This is a genomic window from Streptomyces sp. CBMA156 (genome assembly GCF_014596515.1).
Lineage (GTDB): Bacteria > Actinomycetota > Actinomycetes > Streptomycetales > Streptomycetaceae > Kitasatospora.
In genome coordinates this window covers 20664-36996 of the sequence record NZ_MSJQ01000317.1, presented here as the reverse complement: position 1 = coordinate 36996, position 16333 = coordinate 20664, and the positions used below count along the sequence as shown (strand labels likewise).

At 71.5% G+C, this 16333-nt stretch carries 22 protein-coding genes; 10 read left to right on the top strand and 12 right to left on the bottom strand.

All coding sequences use genetic code 11. The annotated features are described in order from the left end of the window. Nucleotides 1-237 precede the first annotated feature (237 nt). Together BU198_RS27575 and BU198_RS27570 are read left to right on the top strand one after the other, a co-directional pair. Nucleotides 238-1329 carry a DUF3592 domain-containing protein gene (locus BU198_RS27575; RefSeq protein ID WP_188299586.1) on the top strand — a complete coding sequence of 364 codons (1092 nt, stop codon included), beginning with the start codon at nt 238-240 and terminating at the stop codon, nt 1327-1329. Between the two features lie 27 nt (nt 1330-1356). Then, entirely contained in the window at nt 1357-2235 is an 879-nt protein-coding gene (locus BU198_RS27570; RefSeq protein WP_188299585.1) for a DUF3592 domain-containing protein, read from the top strand. Nucleotides 2236-2292: 57 nt separating this feature from the next. On the opposite strand, the gene BU198_RS27565 is transcribed toward BU198_RS27570, so the two are convergent. Together BU198_RS27565 and BU198_RS27560 are read right to left on the bottom strand one after the other, a co-directional pair. Further along, on the bottom strand, nt 2293-2481 hold the full coding sequence (locus BU198_RS27565) for a DUF397 domain-containing protein (protein WP_188299584.1): 189 nt from the start codon (nt 2479-2481) through the stop codon (nt 2293-2295). Continuing rightward, the gene (locus tag BU198_RS27560; protein WP_188299598.1) at nt 2478-3362 is read right to left on the bottom strand and encodes a helix-turn-helix transcriptional regulator; all 885 of its coding nucleotides are present in this window, start codon (nt 3360-3362) and stop codon (nt 2478-2480) included. Before BU198_RS27560 ends, BU198_RS27565 begins: the two co-directional genes overlap by 4 nt. Before the next feature lie 115 nt (nt 3363-3477). Between BU198_RS27560 and BU198_RS27555 the strand changes: the two genes are divergently transcribed. Then, nucleotides 3478-3966, top strand: coding sequence for an ATP-binding protein (locus tag BU198_RS27555; RefSeq protein ID WP_188299583.1), 489 nt, complete (start codon nt 3478-3480; stop codon nt 3964-3966). Between the two features lie 62 nt (nt 3967-4028). Here the strand turns inward: BU198_RS27555 and BU198_RS27550 are convergent, their stop codons facing one another. Together BU198_RS27550 and BU198_RS27545 are read right to left on the bottom strand one after the other, a co-directional pair. Next, nucleotides 4029-4673, bottom strand: coding sequence for a hypothetical protein (locus BU198_RS27550; protein WP_188299582.1), 645 nt, complete (start codon nt 4671-4673; stop codon nt 4029-4031). A gap of 79 nt (nt 4674-4752) precedes the next feature. Next, a complete protein-coding gene (locus BU198_RS27545) occupies nt 4753-5136 on the bottom strand; it encodes a VOC family protein (RefSeq protein WP_188299581.1) in 384 nt (127 codons plus the stop codon). A gap of 198 nt (nt 5137-5334) precedes the next feature. Here BU198_RS27545 and BU198_RS27540 point away from each other — a divergent pair, with 198 nt between their 5' ends. After that, entirely contained in the window at nt 5335-5676 is a 342-nt protein-coding gene (locus BU198_RS27540; protein WP_188299580.1) for an Ig-like domain-containing protein, read from the top strand. A gap of 118 nt (nt 5677-5794) precedes the next feature. On the opposite strand, the gene BU198_RS27535 is transcribed toward BU198_RS27540, so the two are convergent. From BU198_RS27535 to BU198_RS27520, 4 genes are all read right to left on the bottom strand, one after another. Further along, nucleotides 5795-6433, bottom strand: coding sequence for a flavin reductase family protein (locus tag BU198_RS27535; RefSeq protein WP_188299579.1), 639 nt, complete (start codon nt 6431-6433; stop codon nt 5795-5797). A gap of 180 nt (nt 6434-6613) precedes the next feature. Further along, nucleotides 6614-7027 carry an arsenate reductase ArsC gene (locus tag BU198_RS27530; RefSeq protein WP_188299597.1) on the bottom strand — a complete coding sequence of 138 codons (414 nt, stop codon included), beginning with the start codon at nt 7025-7027 and terminating at the stop codon, nt 6614-6616. Nucleotides 7028-7070: 43 nt separating this feature from the next. Beyond that, entirely contained in the window at nt 7071-8165 is a 1095-nt protein-coding gene (gene arsB, locus BU198_RS27525) for an ACR3 family arsenite efflux transporter (RefSeq protein ID WP_188299578.1), read from the bottom strand. After that, entirely contained in the window at nt 8162-8647 is a 486-nt protein-coding gene (locus BU198_RS27520) for an ArsR/SmtB family transcription factor (protein ID WP_223245008.1), read from the bottom strand. Before BU198_RS27520 ends, arsB begins: the two co-directional genes overlap by 4 nt. Nucleotides 8648-8724: 77 nt before the next feature. Between BU198_RS27520 and BU198_RS27515 the strand changes: the two genes are divergently transcribed. From BU198_RS27515 to BU198_RS27505, 3 genes are all read left to right on the top strand, one after another. Continuing rightward, complete coding sequence (locus BU198_RS27515; RefSeq protein WP_188299577.1) at nt 8725-9153, top strand: ArsI/CadI family heavy metal resistance metalloenzyme; 429 nt, start codon at nt 8725-8727, stop codon at nt 9151-9153. Between the two features lie 177 nt (nt 9154-9330). Continuing rightward, the gene (locus tag BU198_RS27510; protein ID WP_188299576.1) at nt 9331-9954 is read left to right on the top strand and encodes a hypothetical protein; all 624 of its coding nucleotides are present in this window, start codon (nt 9331-9333) and stop codon (nt 9952-9954) included. Between the two features lie 62 nt (nt 9955-10016). Next, nucleotides 10017-10835 (top strand): methyltransferase domain-containing protein, encoded by an 819-nt coding sequence (locus BU198_RS27505; protein ID WP_188299575.1) that lies wholly within the window; start codon nt 10017-10019, stop codon nt 10833-10835. 75 nt (nt 10836-10910) lie between these two features. Here the strand turns inward: BU198_RS27505 and BU198_RS27500 are convergent, their stop codons facing one another. Then, nucleotides 10911-11177 (bottom strand): hypothetical protein, encoded by a 267-nt coding sequence (locus BU198_RS27500; protein WP_188299574.1) that lies wholly within the window; start codon nt 11175-11177, stop codon nt 10911-10913. A gap of 200 nt (nt 11178-11377) precedes the next feature. Here BU198_RS27500 and BU198_RS27495 point away from each other — a divergent pair, with 200 nt between their 5' ends. Next, nucleotides 11378-12343, top strand: coding sequence for a phosphatidylinositol-specific phospholipase C (locus BU198_RS27495; RefSeq protein WP_188299573.1), 966 nt, complete (start codon nt 11378-11380; stop codon nt 12341-12343). A gap of 141 nt (nt 12344-12484) precedes the next feature. Continuing rightward, the gene (locus tag BU198_RS27490; RefSeq protein WP_188299572.1) at nt 12485-13726 is read left to right on the top strand and encodes an alpha/beta hydrolase family protein; all 1242 of its coding nucleotides are present in this window, start codon (nt 12485-12487) and stop codon (nt 13724-13726) included. A 50-nt stretch (nt 13727-13776) separates the two neighbouring features. Here the strand turns inward: BU198_RS27490 and BU198_RS27485 are convergent, their stop codons facing one another. Then, on the bottom strand, nt 13777-14172 hold the full coding sequence (locus BU198_RS27485) for a helix-turn-helix domain-containing protein (protein WP_317620346.1): 396 nt from the start codon (nt 14170-14172) through the stop codon (nt 13777-13779). A 24-nt stretch (nt 14173-14196) separates the two neighbouring features. Here BU198_RS27485 and BU198_RS27480 point away from each other — a divergent pair, with 24 nt between their 5' ends. Next, nucleotides 14197-14595 (top strand): YybH family protein, encoded by a 399-nt coding sequence (locus BU198_RS27480; RefSeq protein ID WP_188299571.1) that lies wholly within the window; start codon nt 14197-14199, stop codon nt 14593-14595. Between the two features lie 38 nt (nt 14596-14633). Here the strand turns inward: BU198_RS27480 and BU198_RS27475 are convergent, their stop codons facing one another. Further along, a complete protein-coding gene (locus BU198_RS27475; protein ID WP_188299570.1) occupies nt 14634-14897 on the bottom strand; it encodes a hypothetical protein in 264 nt (87 codons plus the stop codon). 464 nt (nt 14898-15361) lie between these two features. Next, a complete protein-coding gene (locus BU198_RS42640; protein ID WP_223245007.1) occupies nt 15362-16180 on the bottom strand; it encodes a hypothetical protein in 819 nt (272 codons plus the stop codon). Nucleotides 16181-16333 lie beyond the last annotated feature (153 nt).

The following is a 16333-nucleotide window of genomic DNA, read 5'->3' as shown; positions in this document are numbered from 1 at the left end:
CCGGCCCCAGCACCGAGCCGATTGCACCTACGTGCAGAGGAGTTGGGCCCTGGATCGCTGCCGCGCGAGAAGTCGGCCGGTCCGACTCCTCGTGCGGGAGGGCCGGCCGCCGTTTCGTCCGCCCGGCGACGCCGGACGAGCCGCTCGCCACGGGCATGACCTCGGCGCGGGCACGGTGACGATCTCGTTGCGGAATCGGTCTGTCGGCTGCCATCCCCACCCGGCACAATCACCGGTATGACGACCACCACCGGCTCGCCGCCCACGCGCAACACGCCGGTCGCCCTCGCCCGCGGCTTCCTGACAGGCGGCGTGACCGGAGGATCGCTCGCCGCGATGGTCGTCGGCGTCGTCATCGAGAACGCGCCGCTGTTCATCGCCGGGCTGGCCCTTCCCTTCGCCTACGGCGGGCTGCTGTACCTCGCGAGCATGCCGCGAAGGGCCCGGGAGGCGGCCCTCGCGCCGCGGACGGCGCTCGCGATGATCGAGAGCCGGGACGTCCCCCAGAGCGAGATGACCGACCGGCCGGTGCGGTTCGACCTCACCGTCGCGCCGGACGACGGGCCGGCGTTCCGGGTGGAGTTCACCCAGGACATCAACGTCACCGACCTCCCCGACTACCGGCCGGGCGGCATCCTGGTCGTCCGCTACCCGCCGGACAGCCCGGCGAAGGTGCGGATCGTGAAGCGGCCGATTCCCGAGTGGGAGGAGCGGGCCGCCGGCGCGCGGCTCGACTCGGCACCCGAATCGACCAAGCTGAGCGAACCGCCCGACGGCTGTGCCGTCGGCTTCCTCGGGTTCGTCGGGCTGCTGCTCGCCGCGGCGGCCGTGGTCTTCCTGTTCCGCGTGGACCTGTTCGAGGACAAGGCCACCGAGCCGCCGTCCTCGTCGGCGCCGCCCTCGGTCTCCTCGACCTCGTCGACCAGAGTGGTGACGGGAGGGTCCGGCACCGTCGAACTCGGCCCCGGGCAGTCGTTCCTCACCGAGGGCGAACTGCGCTCGGACATCGACGCGGTGACCCGGCACGGTGAGCAGAACCTGGCGACCAACCTCGTCGTGCAGGACCGCCTGCTGCTGGTGACCTTCGCCTCGGACGACGCGAAGGCCCAGGCGTTCCCGGTGTCGGCGCTGCCCTACGAGCGCTTCCCGGCCCTGGTCGAGGAGGCGAGGAGCGGCCTCGGCGGCCAGAGCGCGCAGAACTGGAACATCGTCGTCTCCCGGCTCGGCGGGGCCGTCACCATCGTGGTCAGCGTGACCGGCCCCGAGGGCTCCGCCGTGCTGCAGGCGGACGACCAGGGCCGGGTGCTTCGGCGCACCGCGGCGCACTGACCCCACCGAACGAGGAACGGGCGGCTCATGAGCTGGAGTTGGCACGGAGTTCTGGTCCTGTGCTGCGGGGTGTCCGGCGCCTTGGCGGTGCTCGGGTACGGCCTGTCGCTGGCCGGCCTGACCAAGGCGCAGCGGGCGGTCCGGGTGCCGGGGCGGATCGAGCGGGTGGGCGAGCCCAGGAACGGGGGCTCGCAGAAGGACGGGATAGCGGTGGTCGTCCGCTTCCGGGACCCGTCCAGCGGTGAGGAGCACGTCGTCACCAACGACGGCCAGTGCGGCGACCGGATCACCGCGGCCTGGGTGGGCCGGGAGGTCGGGGTGCGGTACCCGCGGCGGCGCCCGCACGCCTTCCGGTTCGTGGACGACCTCCAGGCGGGCCGGCGCGGGCTCGGCTGGCCGGCCTTCTGGACGGTCCTGGTGTACTGCGGCCTGGTGGCCCTCGCGGCGGTCGACTGGTCCTGGCCGTGGGCGCTGGTCGGGGGCGGCGCGCCGGGGACGTTCCTCGCCGCGTTCTACCTGCCGGGGGACCGGCAGCAGGCGCAGGCCCGTCTCGACAGGCTGACCGCCATGGCGGCGGTGCCCGGTCGCGTCGTCGCCGTCCTCAGGACCGTGGAGACCGACGCGGACGGCGACGTCACGACCAGCCGGACGCCCGTCGTCACCTTCACCACCCACGAGGGGGTGGCCGTCACGGCCCACTACCCCGCGCGCCTGCCGGACGAAGCCGTCACGTACGGGCAGGACCTCGTGATCCACTACACCCCCGAGGATCCGAGCGACTTCACTCCGGACCTCGCGGCCGAGCACCGGGGCGGGAAGAGCGACCTCGGCTGCGCGATCGGGGCACTCGTCGTCATGGCGGGGACGGCCATCGCGGGCGGGGTGCTGCTCTGGCTGTGGCGCTGACGCGCCAACGGCCCGCCGCTGTCGGAGCGGTGGGCCGTTGAGGGGAGATCCGGCCGGTCAGACCTCGGTGGTGGCGGCGAACTTCACGAAGGCCTCCCAGGCGGCGGGCTCGAAGGCCAGCTGCGGGCCGCACTTGTCCTTGGAGTCACGCACGCGGACGGTGCCGGGGGTGTCGGCGACCTCGACACACTGACCGCCCTCGTTGCTGCTGTAGCTGCTCTTGATCCACGCCAGCTTGGTGTTCATCGTTCTCCCAGCATCTTCTCGATCACGGTCAGGGACTCCTCCGGCGTACGGGCCTGGGCCCTGAGAGCGCCGTAGCGTGCGTTCATGATACGGACTTCCTCCGGATCCGTAATCAGCCGACTGCTCTGCTGCGCCTCGATGTAGCCGGTCTGCGACCGCCCCTTGGGGGTGATCAGAGTGAACGGGCCTCCCAGCCCAGCGTGCTCACTCCTACTCAACGGCATGACCTGAATGGCCATCCCTCGCATCCGCCCCACCTTCAGGAGATGACGCAGTTGCTCCTGGTGAACTTCCCAACCACCCAGAGGCCGCAGAAGGACACTCTCGTCGATGACCCAGCTGAAGATCGCACGAGGCCATCCCGTCAGGATTTCCTGACGAGCAATTCTGGACGTTACCCGCTCCTCGATGACCTCTTCGGTCAACAACGGCTGCCTCATCCCGTACAAAGCTCGCGCGTGCGCCTCGGTTTGCAGCAATCCCGGGATGAGCAGAGTGCTGTGCTCATGGATCTCGACCGCCACGGGCTCCAGTTCGACATAGCCCCGGAACCAGGCGGGGTGGCGCACACGGGCCTTGTTCCGCGCCTTCATCACGTCGTCCCTCGCGACAGCCAGCAGTCCGCCCGCGTTGAGCTCCCGGTCCACCGCGACCAGGAGTTCGGGCTGCGGGGTCCGCAGCCCGCGCTCCACCGCGCTGACCAGCTGCTCGCCATAGCCGATGCGTTCGCCGAGTTCCTTCTGCGTCAACCCCTTCTGCTCTCGCAGGAGTTTGATCTGCTTTCCGATCGCACGGAAGAAGTCCGAGACTTCCGCCAGGTCCTCCGGCAGTTCCGTCCGCACGTCGTCGTTGCCCGACCCGTTGCCGCCCGCCGTACCCATCGTGGTCACCCTTCTGTGCTTGAGCCGCACGAAAGCCGTCCGCACTCATACAGGCACTCTCCGTGCTTGCCGAATGCATGGTCAGGGTACTTCCGCGCCGCCACGCTTATCTCCCATGACGACCGAAATCCCCCTCGACAACCCCCAGCCCCACACCACCCTCCTCAACGCCACCCCCAAGGGCGCGGCGATCTGCCGACGCCTGGCGAGGCGTCAACTCACCGACTGGAAGCTGGACTCCACCCACACCGAGCATTTCCACTGCGCCCTGCTGGTCATCGCCGAGCTGGCCGCCAACGCGACCACGCACGGACGCGTTCCGGGGCGCGGGTTCGAGTTTCACCTCTCCCTCACCACCACCGTGCGCCGGGGCACCACCCTCCGCATCGAGATCAGCGACCCCAGGGGCGACAGACTCCCCGTCCTCCCCCTCGTCCACACCCTCAACGCCCAGACCGGACGCGGCCTCACCCTCATCGACGCCCTCTGTCACCGCTGGGGCACCATCCCCCGCCACCCCAACGCCAAGACCGTATGGGCCGAGATCGACCTCCCCGACCCCGCCCCCACCACCGATCCGGCCACCACCCCCGACACCCCCTGAACCCCACCGAACCCACCAGGAGTGGGAAGTCGGCCCCACCGACTCCCCACTCCGTCACCGGTCTACCGGCTGTCGATCCCGAAGGTGCCGTCGAACAGCGCCACGGTCGCGGCCACGTCCGCGACGAACCGGGCGACCTCCTCCTGCGCCTGCCCGACCCGATCCTCCCGGCCCGCCGCCAGGGTGGCCGCCCGGCCGTCGAGTTCGGCCGTCCGCTGCTCCAGCCGCCTCCTGCCCCAGGAGGTGCGGGCCCGGTCGGCCCGGCCCCGCAGCTCGTCGGCCCGGCCGGGCAGTCCCGCCAGCTCGGAGGCCTCGGACAGCGCGGCGTCCACAGCGCCGACGGCAGCCAGTTGGGCCCGGTACAGCGCCGGCCGCACCGGCCCGACCGCCAGCAGGAACGCGTCGCTCCCGAGTCGGTGTCCCTGGGCCCTGGAGTCCCTGGCGATCCGTACGTCCTGCTCGAAGGAGGTGACGTGAGGATTGCGGTCGTCCTCGAACGTCAGCTTCGTCCGCAGGATCCGGCCTGCCAGCTCGACATCGGGCGGAGTGGCGGCGACCGCGTCGGCGACCAGCTGCCAGTTCCGCGATCCGGTCCGCAGGAGGTCGGCGAACGTCCGGACGCAGCTCTCGCCCGCCAGCGCCGCCGGATCGTAGCCCTCCCGCCGTATGCCGGCGATCGCCGATTCCATCATGTCCGCCACCGACATCAAGGCCCTCCAGCCACCGGGATGTGGGAAGCCGACCGAGCCGGCTCCCCCACTCCCCGCGTCCTCCCCCGCGCGAGCGTCAGGGATGCGCGGCGGCCCGGTCGGACTCGCTGCGCAGGACACAGAATTCGTTGCCCTCGGGGTCGGCGAGGATGGCCCAGCCCGCACCGTCGGGCTTCCGGTGATCGGCGACGAGCGTGGCACCGAGGCCGAACAGCCGCTCCACCTCCTCGTCGCGCGAGGTCTCCGGCCGCAGACACAGGTGCACCCGGTTCTTGACCGTCTTGGCCTCGGGCACCTCGTTGAAGTACAGCACCAGGCCGCCCGCCAGCAGCACCTGCGTCTCCCGGTCCCCCGGCCGGCAGTCGGCCTCCAGCGGACGGCCCATCACACCGCTCCAGAACCGCGCCAGCCCATAGGCATCCGCACAGTCGATCGCCACGTTCTGCAACACCGAAACCATGCGTGCGAGTCTTCCCCATCCGCACCTTGCGCACCAAGCCTTCGCCGGGCGGGAACGTGGTTGCCGACACCGGCTCCCCGGCCCGGTACGACGTCCACCTCCTGTTCGCCTGACCTGCGGCGATGCGGCCCGGGTGCAGGCCCTCGCGGACGTGCCTACGGTGGAAGCAGTAGCCCAGAGCATCCGGGAGGTCACGCCATGACTACCGAGAAGAAGGCAGTCCAGCTCAAGGCACGCACGGTAGGCGGCCACGTGGTCGCCAACGCACCGATCAGCGGCGACTTCGAGGCCACCCTGACCGACGCGGACGGCAAGCCGATCGTGGGGCGGCAGGTCACGTTCTACAGCACCGCGAGCGGCCAGCGGGTCGGCTCCGCGACCACCGACCAGAGCGGGATCGCCAAGCTGAACTCCGGCTCCAAGATCCTCGACCCGGTCATCGTCGCCAGCACCCTCACCACGGGCTGCGAAGCCCGGTTCGAGGGCGACGACGAGTACCAGGCCGCCTCCGCCCACGCCGGCACCGCGGTCGGCGTCTAGCCGAACCGTCCATCGGGCACCACCTGTTGGCACCCGGGGAGTGGGAGCCGGTCTGGCCGGCTTCCCACTCCCCGAACGCCCTGCCGGCTCGCGCCGGGGGTGGCCGCCGGGCGCCGGTTCAGGCGGCCGCCGACCGGAGTCCGTGCGGCATGTTCCAGCCCTCGGCGAGCCTCGACGGGTGGACGTTCTGCCCGCCACCGAAGAACTCACAGAACTTCATGATCAGCGGGTCCCAGCCGAGCGGGTCCACGTAGTGCGTCCCGGGGATGACCAACTCCTCCTCCACGTGGGCGCGGAGGACCTCGACCTGGAAGGCGGTGGCGTGCGGCTCGGGAACGCCGAAGGGGTGGGCCGAGACGACCCTGCACTCCAGCTGGACCGGGCACTCCGCCGCCCTGGGAGCCCGGACCAGATCCGACGCCTGCTCGGTCAGCCCGGCCGTCGGGAACTTGTCCGGCTCGTACCGGTAGCCCTGCGCCACCTTGTAGTCCGGTACGGCCGGCTTCCCGGTGGTGAGCGCGATCCGGTCGACGGCGTCGACCATCGCCGACGAGGGCAGGTTGAGCACGCACTCGCCCTCCCGCCGTAGGTTCGCGGTGGTCTGGGCCTTGTTGCCGAGGCCGAGCATGCAGGACTGGCCCAGCCACCACGCCGAGGAGATCGGCGCGAGGTTCGCCGTGCCGTCCTCGTTGAGGGTGCTGACCAGCACCACCGGGGTTCCGAAGTACAGGACCTTGAGCCCGGGGACGACGTGCATGCGCGGTGCCTTTCACGGAGTGCAGAGTGGACCGGCCCGCGATCAGGACCACGAGCCTGCACCGACCCTCGCCGAGCGGGGCCACCGGCACTGGCGGATACACGACGTCACGTTCCGGACAGGCGCGGCGGTCGCCGATGCACGCGTGTCGGGAGTGAGGCGTTCGCCTCACTCCCCTCCTCACGCTGCGGGCGTGACGCCGAGTTCCGCCAGCAGGCCGCGGACGCGCCGCTCGATCTCGTCGCGGATCGGACGCACGGCCTCGACGCCCTGGCCGGCCGGGTCCGTCAACTGCCAGTCCAGGTAGCGCTTTCCGGGGAAGTACGGGCAGGCGTCGCCGCAGCCCATGGTGATCACCACGTCCGAGGCCCGGACCGCCTCGGCGGTGAGGACCTTGGGCGTCTCGGCGGCGAGGTCGATCCCCACCTCTCCCATCGCCAGGACCACGGCCGGGTTGACGGTGCCGGCGGGCGCCGAACCGGCCGAGCGGACCTCGACCCGGTCGCCGCCGAGGTACGCGAGGAAGGCGGCACCCATCTGGGAGCGGCCCGCGTTGTGCACGCAGACGAACAGCACCGACGGCCTGGACGGCATGGACTGCGTGGGCTCGGGCTCAGGCACGGTGTCAGGCACGAACTCAGGCACGGGCGGAACCTCCGGCTTCGGAGGCGGGCTGGGGGAAGTAGCGGCGGGCGGCGAGCGCCACGTGGACGAGGCCGATGAGGACGGGCACCTCGATCAGCGGCCCGACGACTCCGGCGAGGGCCTGCCCGCTGGTCGCGCCGAAGGTGGCGACGGCGACGGCGATGGCCAGTTCGAAGTTGTTGCCCGCGGCGGTGAACGCGAGGGTGGTGGCGCGCGGGTACTCCAGACCCACCGCGCGGCCCAGCGCCAGGGAACCGGCCCACATGACGGCGAAGTAGACCAGCAGCGGCAGCGCGATCCGGGCGACGTCCAGGGGCCGCGCGGTGATCGCCCGGCCCTGGAGGGCGAACAGGACGACGATCGTGAACAGCAGTCCGTACAGCGCGAACGGGCCGATCCGCGGCAGCAGCGCGGTCTCGTACCAGGTGCGGCCGCGCGCCTTCTCGCCCAGGCGGCGGGTGAGGAAGCCGGCAGCGAGCGGGATGCCGAGGAAGATCAGCACGCTGCGGGCGATCTCCCAGACCGAGACGTCGAGCGCCGCCTGCTCCAGGCCCAGCCAGCCGGGCAGCACGGACAGGTAGAACCAGCCCAGCGCGCCGAACGCGACCACCTGGAACACCGAGTTCAGGGCGACGAGGACGGCGGCGGCCTCCCGGTCGCCGCAGGCCAGGTCGTTCCAGATGATCACCATGGCGATGCAGCGGGCGAGGCCGACGATGATCAGCCCGGTGCGGTACTCCGGCAGGTCGGGCAGCAGCAGCCAGGCGAGGGCGAACATCACGGCGGGCCCGACCAGCCAGTTCAGCACCAGCGAGGGGATCAGCAGACGGCGGTCGCGGGTGACGGTGTCGAGGCGGTCGTAACGGACCTTGGCGAGCACCGGGTACATCATCACCAGCAGGCCGAGCGCGATCGGCAGCGAGACGCCGGTGACGGTCACCTTCGCGAGCGCGTCGCCCAGGCCGGGGACGAGCCGGCCGAGGCCGATGCCGAGGGCCATCGCGGCGAGGATCCAGAGGGCCAGGTAGCGGTCGGTGAACGACAGCCGGCGGGCCGCGGGGGCCGGCGGCAGCCCGGCGGCGCTCACGATCCGGCCCCGGCGCGGGCGGGCTCGGCGGAGGTGGGCTCGGCGCAGACCGACTCGGCGGAGGCGGGACCGCCCGTCGGGCGGGTGAGGATGCCCGCGAGACGGTCGGTGGTCGCGGGGACCAGCCGGTAGTACACCCAGGTGCCCCGGCGCTCGGAGTCGATCAGCCCGGCCTGGCGCAGCAGCTTCAGGTGGTGGGAGATCGTCGGCTGGGACAGGTCGAAGGCCGGGGTCAGGTCGCAGACGCACACCTCGCCGCCCGCGCCGGAGGCGATCATCGACAGCAGCCGCAGCCGTACCGGATCGCCCAGCGCCTTGAACAGCGGCGCCAGTTCGGCGGCCTGTGCCTCGTCCAGCGGGGCGCTCAGCAGCCCGGGGCAGCAGCCGTCCCGTCCGACGTCCGCGCCGTCGTCCCGGCCACCGTCCCGGCGGCCGTCCTGACTGTCGCCCTGGCCGAGTACCCGAAGTTCCTGTTTCGACATGCCTCTATGTTGACGAACTTCGATCCAGGGCGCAAGGTTGCATCGAAAGGCATCGATTCAACCTGATGGAGGCCACCGTGCCCCGTGTCCAGCTCGCCCTGCGCGTCGCCGACCTCGAAGGCTCCGTCGCCTTCTACTCCAAGCTCTTCGGCACCGAACCCGCCAAGCGCCGCCCCGGCTACGCCAACTTCGCCATCGCCGAGCCCCCGCTGAAGCTGGTCCTCATCGAGGGCGAGCCGGGCGAGGACACCCGGCTGGACCACCTCGGCGTCGAGGTCGCCTCCACCGAGCAGGTCACCGCCGCCACCACCCGCCTCCGGGACGCCGGCCTCGCCACCTTCGAGGAGAACGACACCTCCTGCTGCTACGCCGTCCAGGACAAGGTCTGGGTGACCGCCCCCGGCAAGGAGCCCTGGGAGGTCTACGTCGTCAAGTCCGACGCCGACACCCTCGGCAAGAGCGCCGACAGCGCCCCCGCCGCCTGCTGCACCGGCGACGCGAGCTGAACCCAGCCGGCATGGGGAGCCGGCCCGCCCGACTTCCCACTCCCAGCCCTCCCGGCTGTTTTCGGCCGGATCCGGCGCCCCGGGAGCGGTGTTCCGGCCTCCCTTCGTGTCCGTCCCCGCACACACTTCCGTCACAACCGATGCTGGGCGCAGCTGACGACACCCGGAGGTGGACGGATGAGGACTAGGCCCAGGACCGCGGTGCGCGCGGTGGCCGCCGCGCTGCTGATCGCCGCGGCGACCGCCCAGGCCACGACCCAGGCACAGGCACAGGCCACCCGGCCCGGCATGCTCGCCGTCACCGACCTCCCCCCGGACTCCCTCACCTGGCAGGGCGGACCGTCGGACGAGCCCGGCTGGAACGCCGAACCCCACTGCCTCTCCGACTGGAACCGCAACGGCCTCCCCGAGGACGGTGTCTGGAGCGCGGAGTTCTTCACCTCCGAGACCGCCGCCGCCTTCGAGAAGGTCATCGTGCTGCCGACCGAGGCCGAGGCCGTCGCCGTCGCCGAGTCCGCCCGGCAGTACTACGCGGGCTGCACGGCCCGGACCCAGGCCTCCTACCCGGGCACCGTGGTGACCGGCCAGGACCACGGCACGGTCGACGTCGAGGAGGGCGCGACGGTCGGCGGCGTGCACCTCCGGAAGGTCCCGGCCTGGGAGGGCTACCGCAACTTCCTGTACGGCGTGGGCCGGGACGGCAACACCGTCGCCATCGTCGAGTGGGAGAGCAACTGGACCCAGCCCGACGTCCCCGCTTTCAAGGAGACCGTCCGCGCCGCCGTGAACAAGCTGTACTGATCCCCGGGGGCCGCGGTGGGGCACGAACGGACGGGCCGTCACCTCCGGTTACGGTGAGCGCCATGACGGACCCGCGCCCCACCTCGGCCTTCCACTCCGCCAACCGCGACCCGGCGGTCACCGCGCGGCTGGTCACCGCGCTGGACGTGCAGGCCGCCAACCCCGGGGTACGGCGGCTGCGCGCCTGGGCGCACGACCGGCTCGCCGCGCGCCCCGGGGAGCGGGCGCTGGACGTCGGCGCGGGCACCGGTTCGGAGACGCAGGTGCTCGCTGCGGCGGTCGCCCCGGAGGGCGACGCGATCGGCATCGAGCCCCACCCCGGCCTGCGGGCCGTCGCCGAGCAGCGCGCCGCCGAGGCCGGCAGCCGGGCCCGGTTCCTGGACGGCGACGCGCTCGCACTACCGCTGCCCGACGGCGAGTCGGACGTGGTCTGGTGCGAACGCGTCCTCCAGCACCTCACCGATCCGGCGAGGGCCGTCGCCGAGATGGCCCGGGTGCTGCGCCCCGGCGGCCGGATCGCCCTGCTGGACACCGACTGGTCCACCTTCGTGCTGCACCCGACGGCCCCGGAGATCCGCCCCGCGCTGGCCACCGTCGTCCAGGGCACCGCCGCCCAGCCCGACGCCGGACGCAGCCTCGCGGGCCGGCTGGTCGAGGCGGGGCTGACCGTCGACCACCTCGGCGGCGACGTCCTGCTGCACGACTCCCACGCGGTCGCCCGCCCGATCGTCCGCGGGCTCGGCGCGGCGGCCGTCGGCCGGGGCCTGATCACCGAGGAGCAGCGCGACCGGCTCTACGCCGGCCTCGACGCGGCCGCCGAGGCCGGGACGTTCCACCTGTCGGTGACGATGTTCGCCGCCGTCGCCCACCGGCCGCGCTGACCCGCCGGCCGCCGGCCCTGACCGCGCCCACGACACCGCCCGGAACGGAGCGGCACCGGACAACACGGGGCCGGTTCACAGGCGCCGCAGCGCCGCCTCGCAGAGCCGGCAGCGCTGCTGCTCCAGCTCGGGCGGGTACCACGGCTCGCCCGGACGGACGGGGCGGTAGTGGGAGTGCTCCATCGGAGCGGTGTCCAGCCCGCACAGGGTCCGCGCCTGCGGGTCCTCCGGGACGTCCGGGTCCTGTCCGGCGACGTGCACGGAGACCACGCCCGGCCCGACACCCTCGGGGCCGAGGGTCTGGTCCGGGGCCAGTTCGAAGAGGACGACGATCGAGGCCACGGTCCCACCGTGGCGGGCGGCGGCCGTCCACGCATTTCGATCTTCACCCGACCCGGGCCGGGCCTGGGCCGCTACGGACGGCAGCGGAGCCCCGGCCCGGCCCAGGATCTTCACGTCGCGAACCTGTCAAATAATGGCCCGCGTGCTCCACGATGGCAGCGCACGCCACCGACGACCGACCGGACCCGAGGAGCCGCACCATGGGCATCGCACGTCGTGATCTTCTCAAGTGGGGCGCGGGCACCGGCGCCGCCTTCGCCTCCGGCCTCACCCTGCCGACCGCCCTGCCGGGCACCGCCCGGGCCGCCGCCGGCGCCGCCACCCCGCGCGGACTGCCGACCGGCGACTGGATGAGCCGGCTGGACGGCGGCCTCTCCCTGCTCGACCTCACCATCCCCGGCACCCACGACTCCTGCTGCGAGAACCCGGCCTACGGCACCGAGTGGTCACACACCCAGAACTGGGGAGTCCCCCAGCAGTTGACCGAGGGCGTCCGCTTCCTCGACATCCGCTGCAACGGCCTCCAGGGCGCGCCCGACGAACTCGGGATCTACCACGCCGACAACTACCAGCACCTCCGGCTCCAGGACGTGCTCGACCAGTGCCGGTCCTTCCTCCGCGCACACCCCGGCGAGACCGTCCTGATGCGCCTGCGCAACGAGCGGGCGGGCGGCCAGGCGCTGGACGACGCCGAGTTCATGCGGCGGGTGAACCACTACCTCGACGGGCTCGGCTACCGCGGCCTGTTCCACTTCCACGGCTGGCCCGCCCTCGCCACCGCCCGGGGCAAGGTCGTCCTGCTCGCCGACTTCGCCAATCCGTGGGGCCTGATCGACTGGTCCAGCGGCGAGAACGCTCACTTCGACACCCAGGACGTCTGGCAGACCGGCGGAATCGACCCGCTGGGGACGAAGGGGCAGTACATCACGGCCCAGTTCGACAAGGCCTTCCGTAACCCCGGCTACCCGAAGATGTTCGTCAACTTCCTCTCCTACGCCGGTGGTTACTGGCCCAAGAGCAGCTCGCAGTCCCTGATGGACCGGACGGTGTACCCCTACCTCAGCGCCCGTACCGAGCAGCGCGCCCGGTTCGGCATCGTGCCGATGGACTTCCCGGACTTCCACGTCAACGTGCTGCGGATGCTGATCGACAAGAACGCCGTGTGAGCGGCGCCGGCCCCTCCCCTGCCCTCCCGCATCCCTCGCACATCAGCCCGGGGATGTACATCCGTGGGCCAATGCCAGGTGACGGAGGATCAACCGGCGGGCCGATGCCGCCGATCCGCCGCCCGTGACAGCGTTCCGCGCATGGACACCACGCCGATCGCACCCCACACCGGACCGACGCGCCGCCGCATGCTGGGCGCCGCCCTCGCGCTGGGCGCCGCCGCGCCGCTGGGCCTCGCCCTCCCCGCCTCGGCCGCTCCCACGCCCTCCGCCGCTCCGTCCTCGTCCACCGCCACGCCTGGACGGCTCACCCTGCCCACGCCCACCGGCCCCTTCCCGGTCGGCATGGTGCCGCTGCACCTGCGCGACGAGTCCCGGCCGGACCCGAACGCCAGGCCCGGACGGTACCGCGAGCTGATGGCCACCGTCTGGTACCCGGCCAGGACCGCCGACGCCGCGTCGTACCCGCTCGCCCCCTGGATGACCGAGGGCGCCCTGAAGGCCTTCCTCGACGACGTCGGATTCCCGCTCCCCCTCTCCCTCGCCCCGCTCACCTCGAGCCACCAGGGCGCCCCCGTCCACCGGTCCGGCCGGCCGCTGCCCGTCGTCCTCTACTCGCACGGCGCGGGCAGCCACCGGGCCGACCACACCATCGTGGTCCAGGAGTTGGCCAGCCACGGCTTCGCCGTCGTCACCGTCGACCACACCCACGACGGCATCACCGAGTTCCCGGACGGGACGGTCGTCACCCGGGACGCCGCCGCCCCGGGGCTGTACCCGCGGGACTACGCCGCCGACCTGCTCTTCCTGCTCGACCGCGTCGTCGACCTCGCCAACGGCCGCAACCCCGACGTCGACGGACGCACCCTCCCGGCCGGTCTGCCCGGCGGCCTGGACGCGCGGAACATCGGCGCCTTCGGCTGGTCCAAGGGCGGCACCGGCACCGCCCTCGCCCTGGTCGCCGACCGACGCATCCGCGCCGGGCTCGCCATCGACGGGCCGATGGCCTCCAACCCCGCCATCACCACCGACATCGACCGGCCCTTCATGATGATGACCGCCGACTTCGCCCGGGCCACCAACCCGTACGCCGAAACCTTCTGGGGCCACCTGCGCGGCTGGCGCCTCGACGTCCAGGCCACCGGCGCCATGCACTCCTCGTACGGCGACAACATGACGCTGATCCCCCAGGCGGGCCGGCTGCTCGGCATGACCGAGGAGCAGATCCGGTCCAAGGTCGGCACCCTCGACCCCCAGCGCGGGATCCGCGTCCAACAGGCCTACCCGCGCGCCTTCTTCGACCTCCACCTGCGGGGCCGGCACTGCGGCGACCTGCTCGACGGACCGTCGCCCGCCTTCCCCGAGGTCGTGTACCACCCGTAGACCCGGTACGGCGCGGGCGGCCGCCACGGGGGTGCGGCCGCCCGCCCCGCCTACCCGTGGCCGGCCAGCACCGTACCCGTCCGGTACAGCTCCACCAGCAACGGCCGCAGCGCCTCCCCGGACGGCGTCAGCCGGTACGAGGTCCGCACCGGGAAGCCCCGCAGCCGCTCCCGCACCACCAACTCCCGCTCCCCCAACGCCTGTAGCCGCTCGGCGAGCACCTTGGAGCTGATCTCCGGCAGCCGCTCGCGCAACTCCCCGTACGAGGCGGGCCCGTGCATCAACTCCCGCAGCACCAGCGTGGTCCACCGACCGGCCACCGCCGCGAGCGCCACCTCCACCGGGCAGTCCGCCTCCGGACGCACCGTACGGCCGCGCCCGTCCGGCACCAGCTCCTCGTCCCAGGCCCGGCCGCCCCGCCCGTCGCTTCCCGTTTGGTGACCCACGCCGGGCCGGTCTTCACTGCTCGCATGACTCACCCCGCCACCCTCCCCCCGACCACCGACCCGGCACAACACCCGGCCGCCTTCGCCGCCGCCTTCAACTCCGGCCGCCCCGAGCTGCTCGCCCGGGTCTACGAACCCGGCGCGCTCTTCGTCCCCACCCCCGGCAGCACCGCCACCGGCCCCGGACTCCACCGCGCCAACGCCGAGTTCCTCGCCCTCGGCCTGCCCATCACCGTCCGCCCCCGGCACACCTACGTGGCCGGCGACATCGCCCTGCTCATCGTCGACTGGGAGATCACCGGCACCACCCCGGCCGGCACCGACCTCCACCTCACCGGCACCGCCACCGACGTCGCCCGCCGCGACCCGGCCGGCCACTGGCACTACGTGATCGACAACCCCTTCGGCACGGCCCGCCCCTGATCCCCTCCCCCCGGCCTCCCCAAAACCGCGGCGGCCGGTCAGGACTTCGTCATCAAGAAGCCCGAACTCTTCAGGAGCCACAGGTCCTTCCCGTTCTCCTCGGCCGTCAGCCAGAACCTGCACGTGCCCCCGTCGTCCTTCTGCCTCGCCTCCACGAAGAACCCGGGACCGACATCATCGAAGAAGGACTTCGTCCGCTGCCCCTCGATCTCCGTCAGCCTCGCCTTGTCCTCCGCCACAACGCTGCACACGTACGCCGGCGCCCGCGCGAACCCCACCCGCCCCTCCGGCAGGAACTCCACGACGCCTTCAATGGGTGGACATCGAGGAGCGGCCCATCCGACGAACAGATGGGCCGCTCCCACCGCTCCCAGAGTGGCCTGCCGATCCTTCGTGGCTCTTCCGCGCCGAGGCCCGGCCCGTCCTCAGACGGGCCGGGCCTCGGCTGCGGATCACATTCGGGTCAACCAGCGAAGAACGACACAAGCGCGCCTATGACCGAACCGGACGAGAGGACGATGAACCCCCACCCCACGACCAGGTGAATGCCGACCGGTCCATCCCCGGAGGACCTCCCGGAGGGCTGCATGAACGACTTCGCAAAACCTCGATAATCCGTCACCATGGCTATCCCAAGAAATAGGGGGATCAAGAAGATCAGAGCAACGAGGGCCTTCACGAGAGCTCCAAATCAGCCACTAGGAAAGGAGTGATTACACGAACCCGACCTGGAGATCATATCAAGAAGGAGCTCCAACACCTACCCCTAGTCGTTCTCGTTCACATAGTCCCACCCATAGTCACTCTTGAATATGTTCGCATGAATTCCGATCAACGGGGGCCCTTGGATCGCCCCCGGCCCCGCCGCCCAACCGAACTGATGGAAGTACTGCCCATTGGGGTTTTTCTCGAGCGAATACGCCCCACCCATCAGTCCGTCTGCATAGGTGACACCCCCGACCGTCTTGGCACTATCCTTCGGCCCGGCCGTATTCCATCCCGCCGAGAAACCGGCGAAAGCGCCGCCACGAAATCGGAAAGGACTCGGCTTGTCCTTGATCGTCGGGACTGTCGCGCCACCAGTCACATACATGGAAACAGTCCCCGCCTGAACAGAGAAGTTCATGCACCCCATTAGGCACATACTGAAACTGACGTACACGTGGTTCCAGGCACTCTTCACGAGCTCGATCGGGTTGGCTTCACCGTGATAGCCCGTGTGCCGATCCTTGTTCTTGTAGTTATCCCGGCTCGCCAACGACTTCTGAAGCCGCTGCATCCCGGGAGAATCGTCGCTGTCGTACCCGAGCGTTCGGCAGAGCTCGTGGCACTTCGCATCCCGCTCCGCCTGCTTGGCACGCGCGTTCCGCTCCGACAGCTGGCGAGCCGCTTCCTTGTTCTGCCGGGCTGCTGCCTCAAGAATGATGTTGGAGTCTTCGCACTGCTGGCGCTGGAACTGCGGACCGCAGTCATCGGGTCTGAGGCCGCTCGCGCAGTTCCCCGTACGAGGGGCCGGGCCATGCATCAACTCCCGCAGCACCAGCGTGGCCCACCGGCCGGCCACCGCCGCGAGCGCCACCTCCACCGGGCACTCCGCCTCCGGACGCACCGTACGGCCGCGCCCGTCCGGCACCAGCTCCTCGTCCCAGACCCGGCCGCCCCGAGCTGTTCGCCCGGGCCTACGAGCCCGGTGCGGTCTTCGTCCCCTTTCCCGGCAACACCACCACCGGCACCGGAC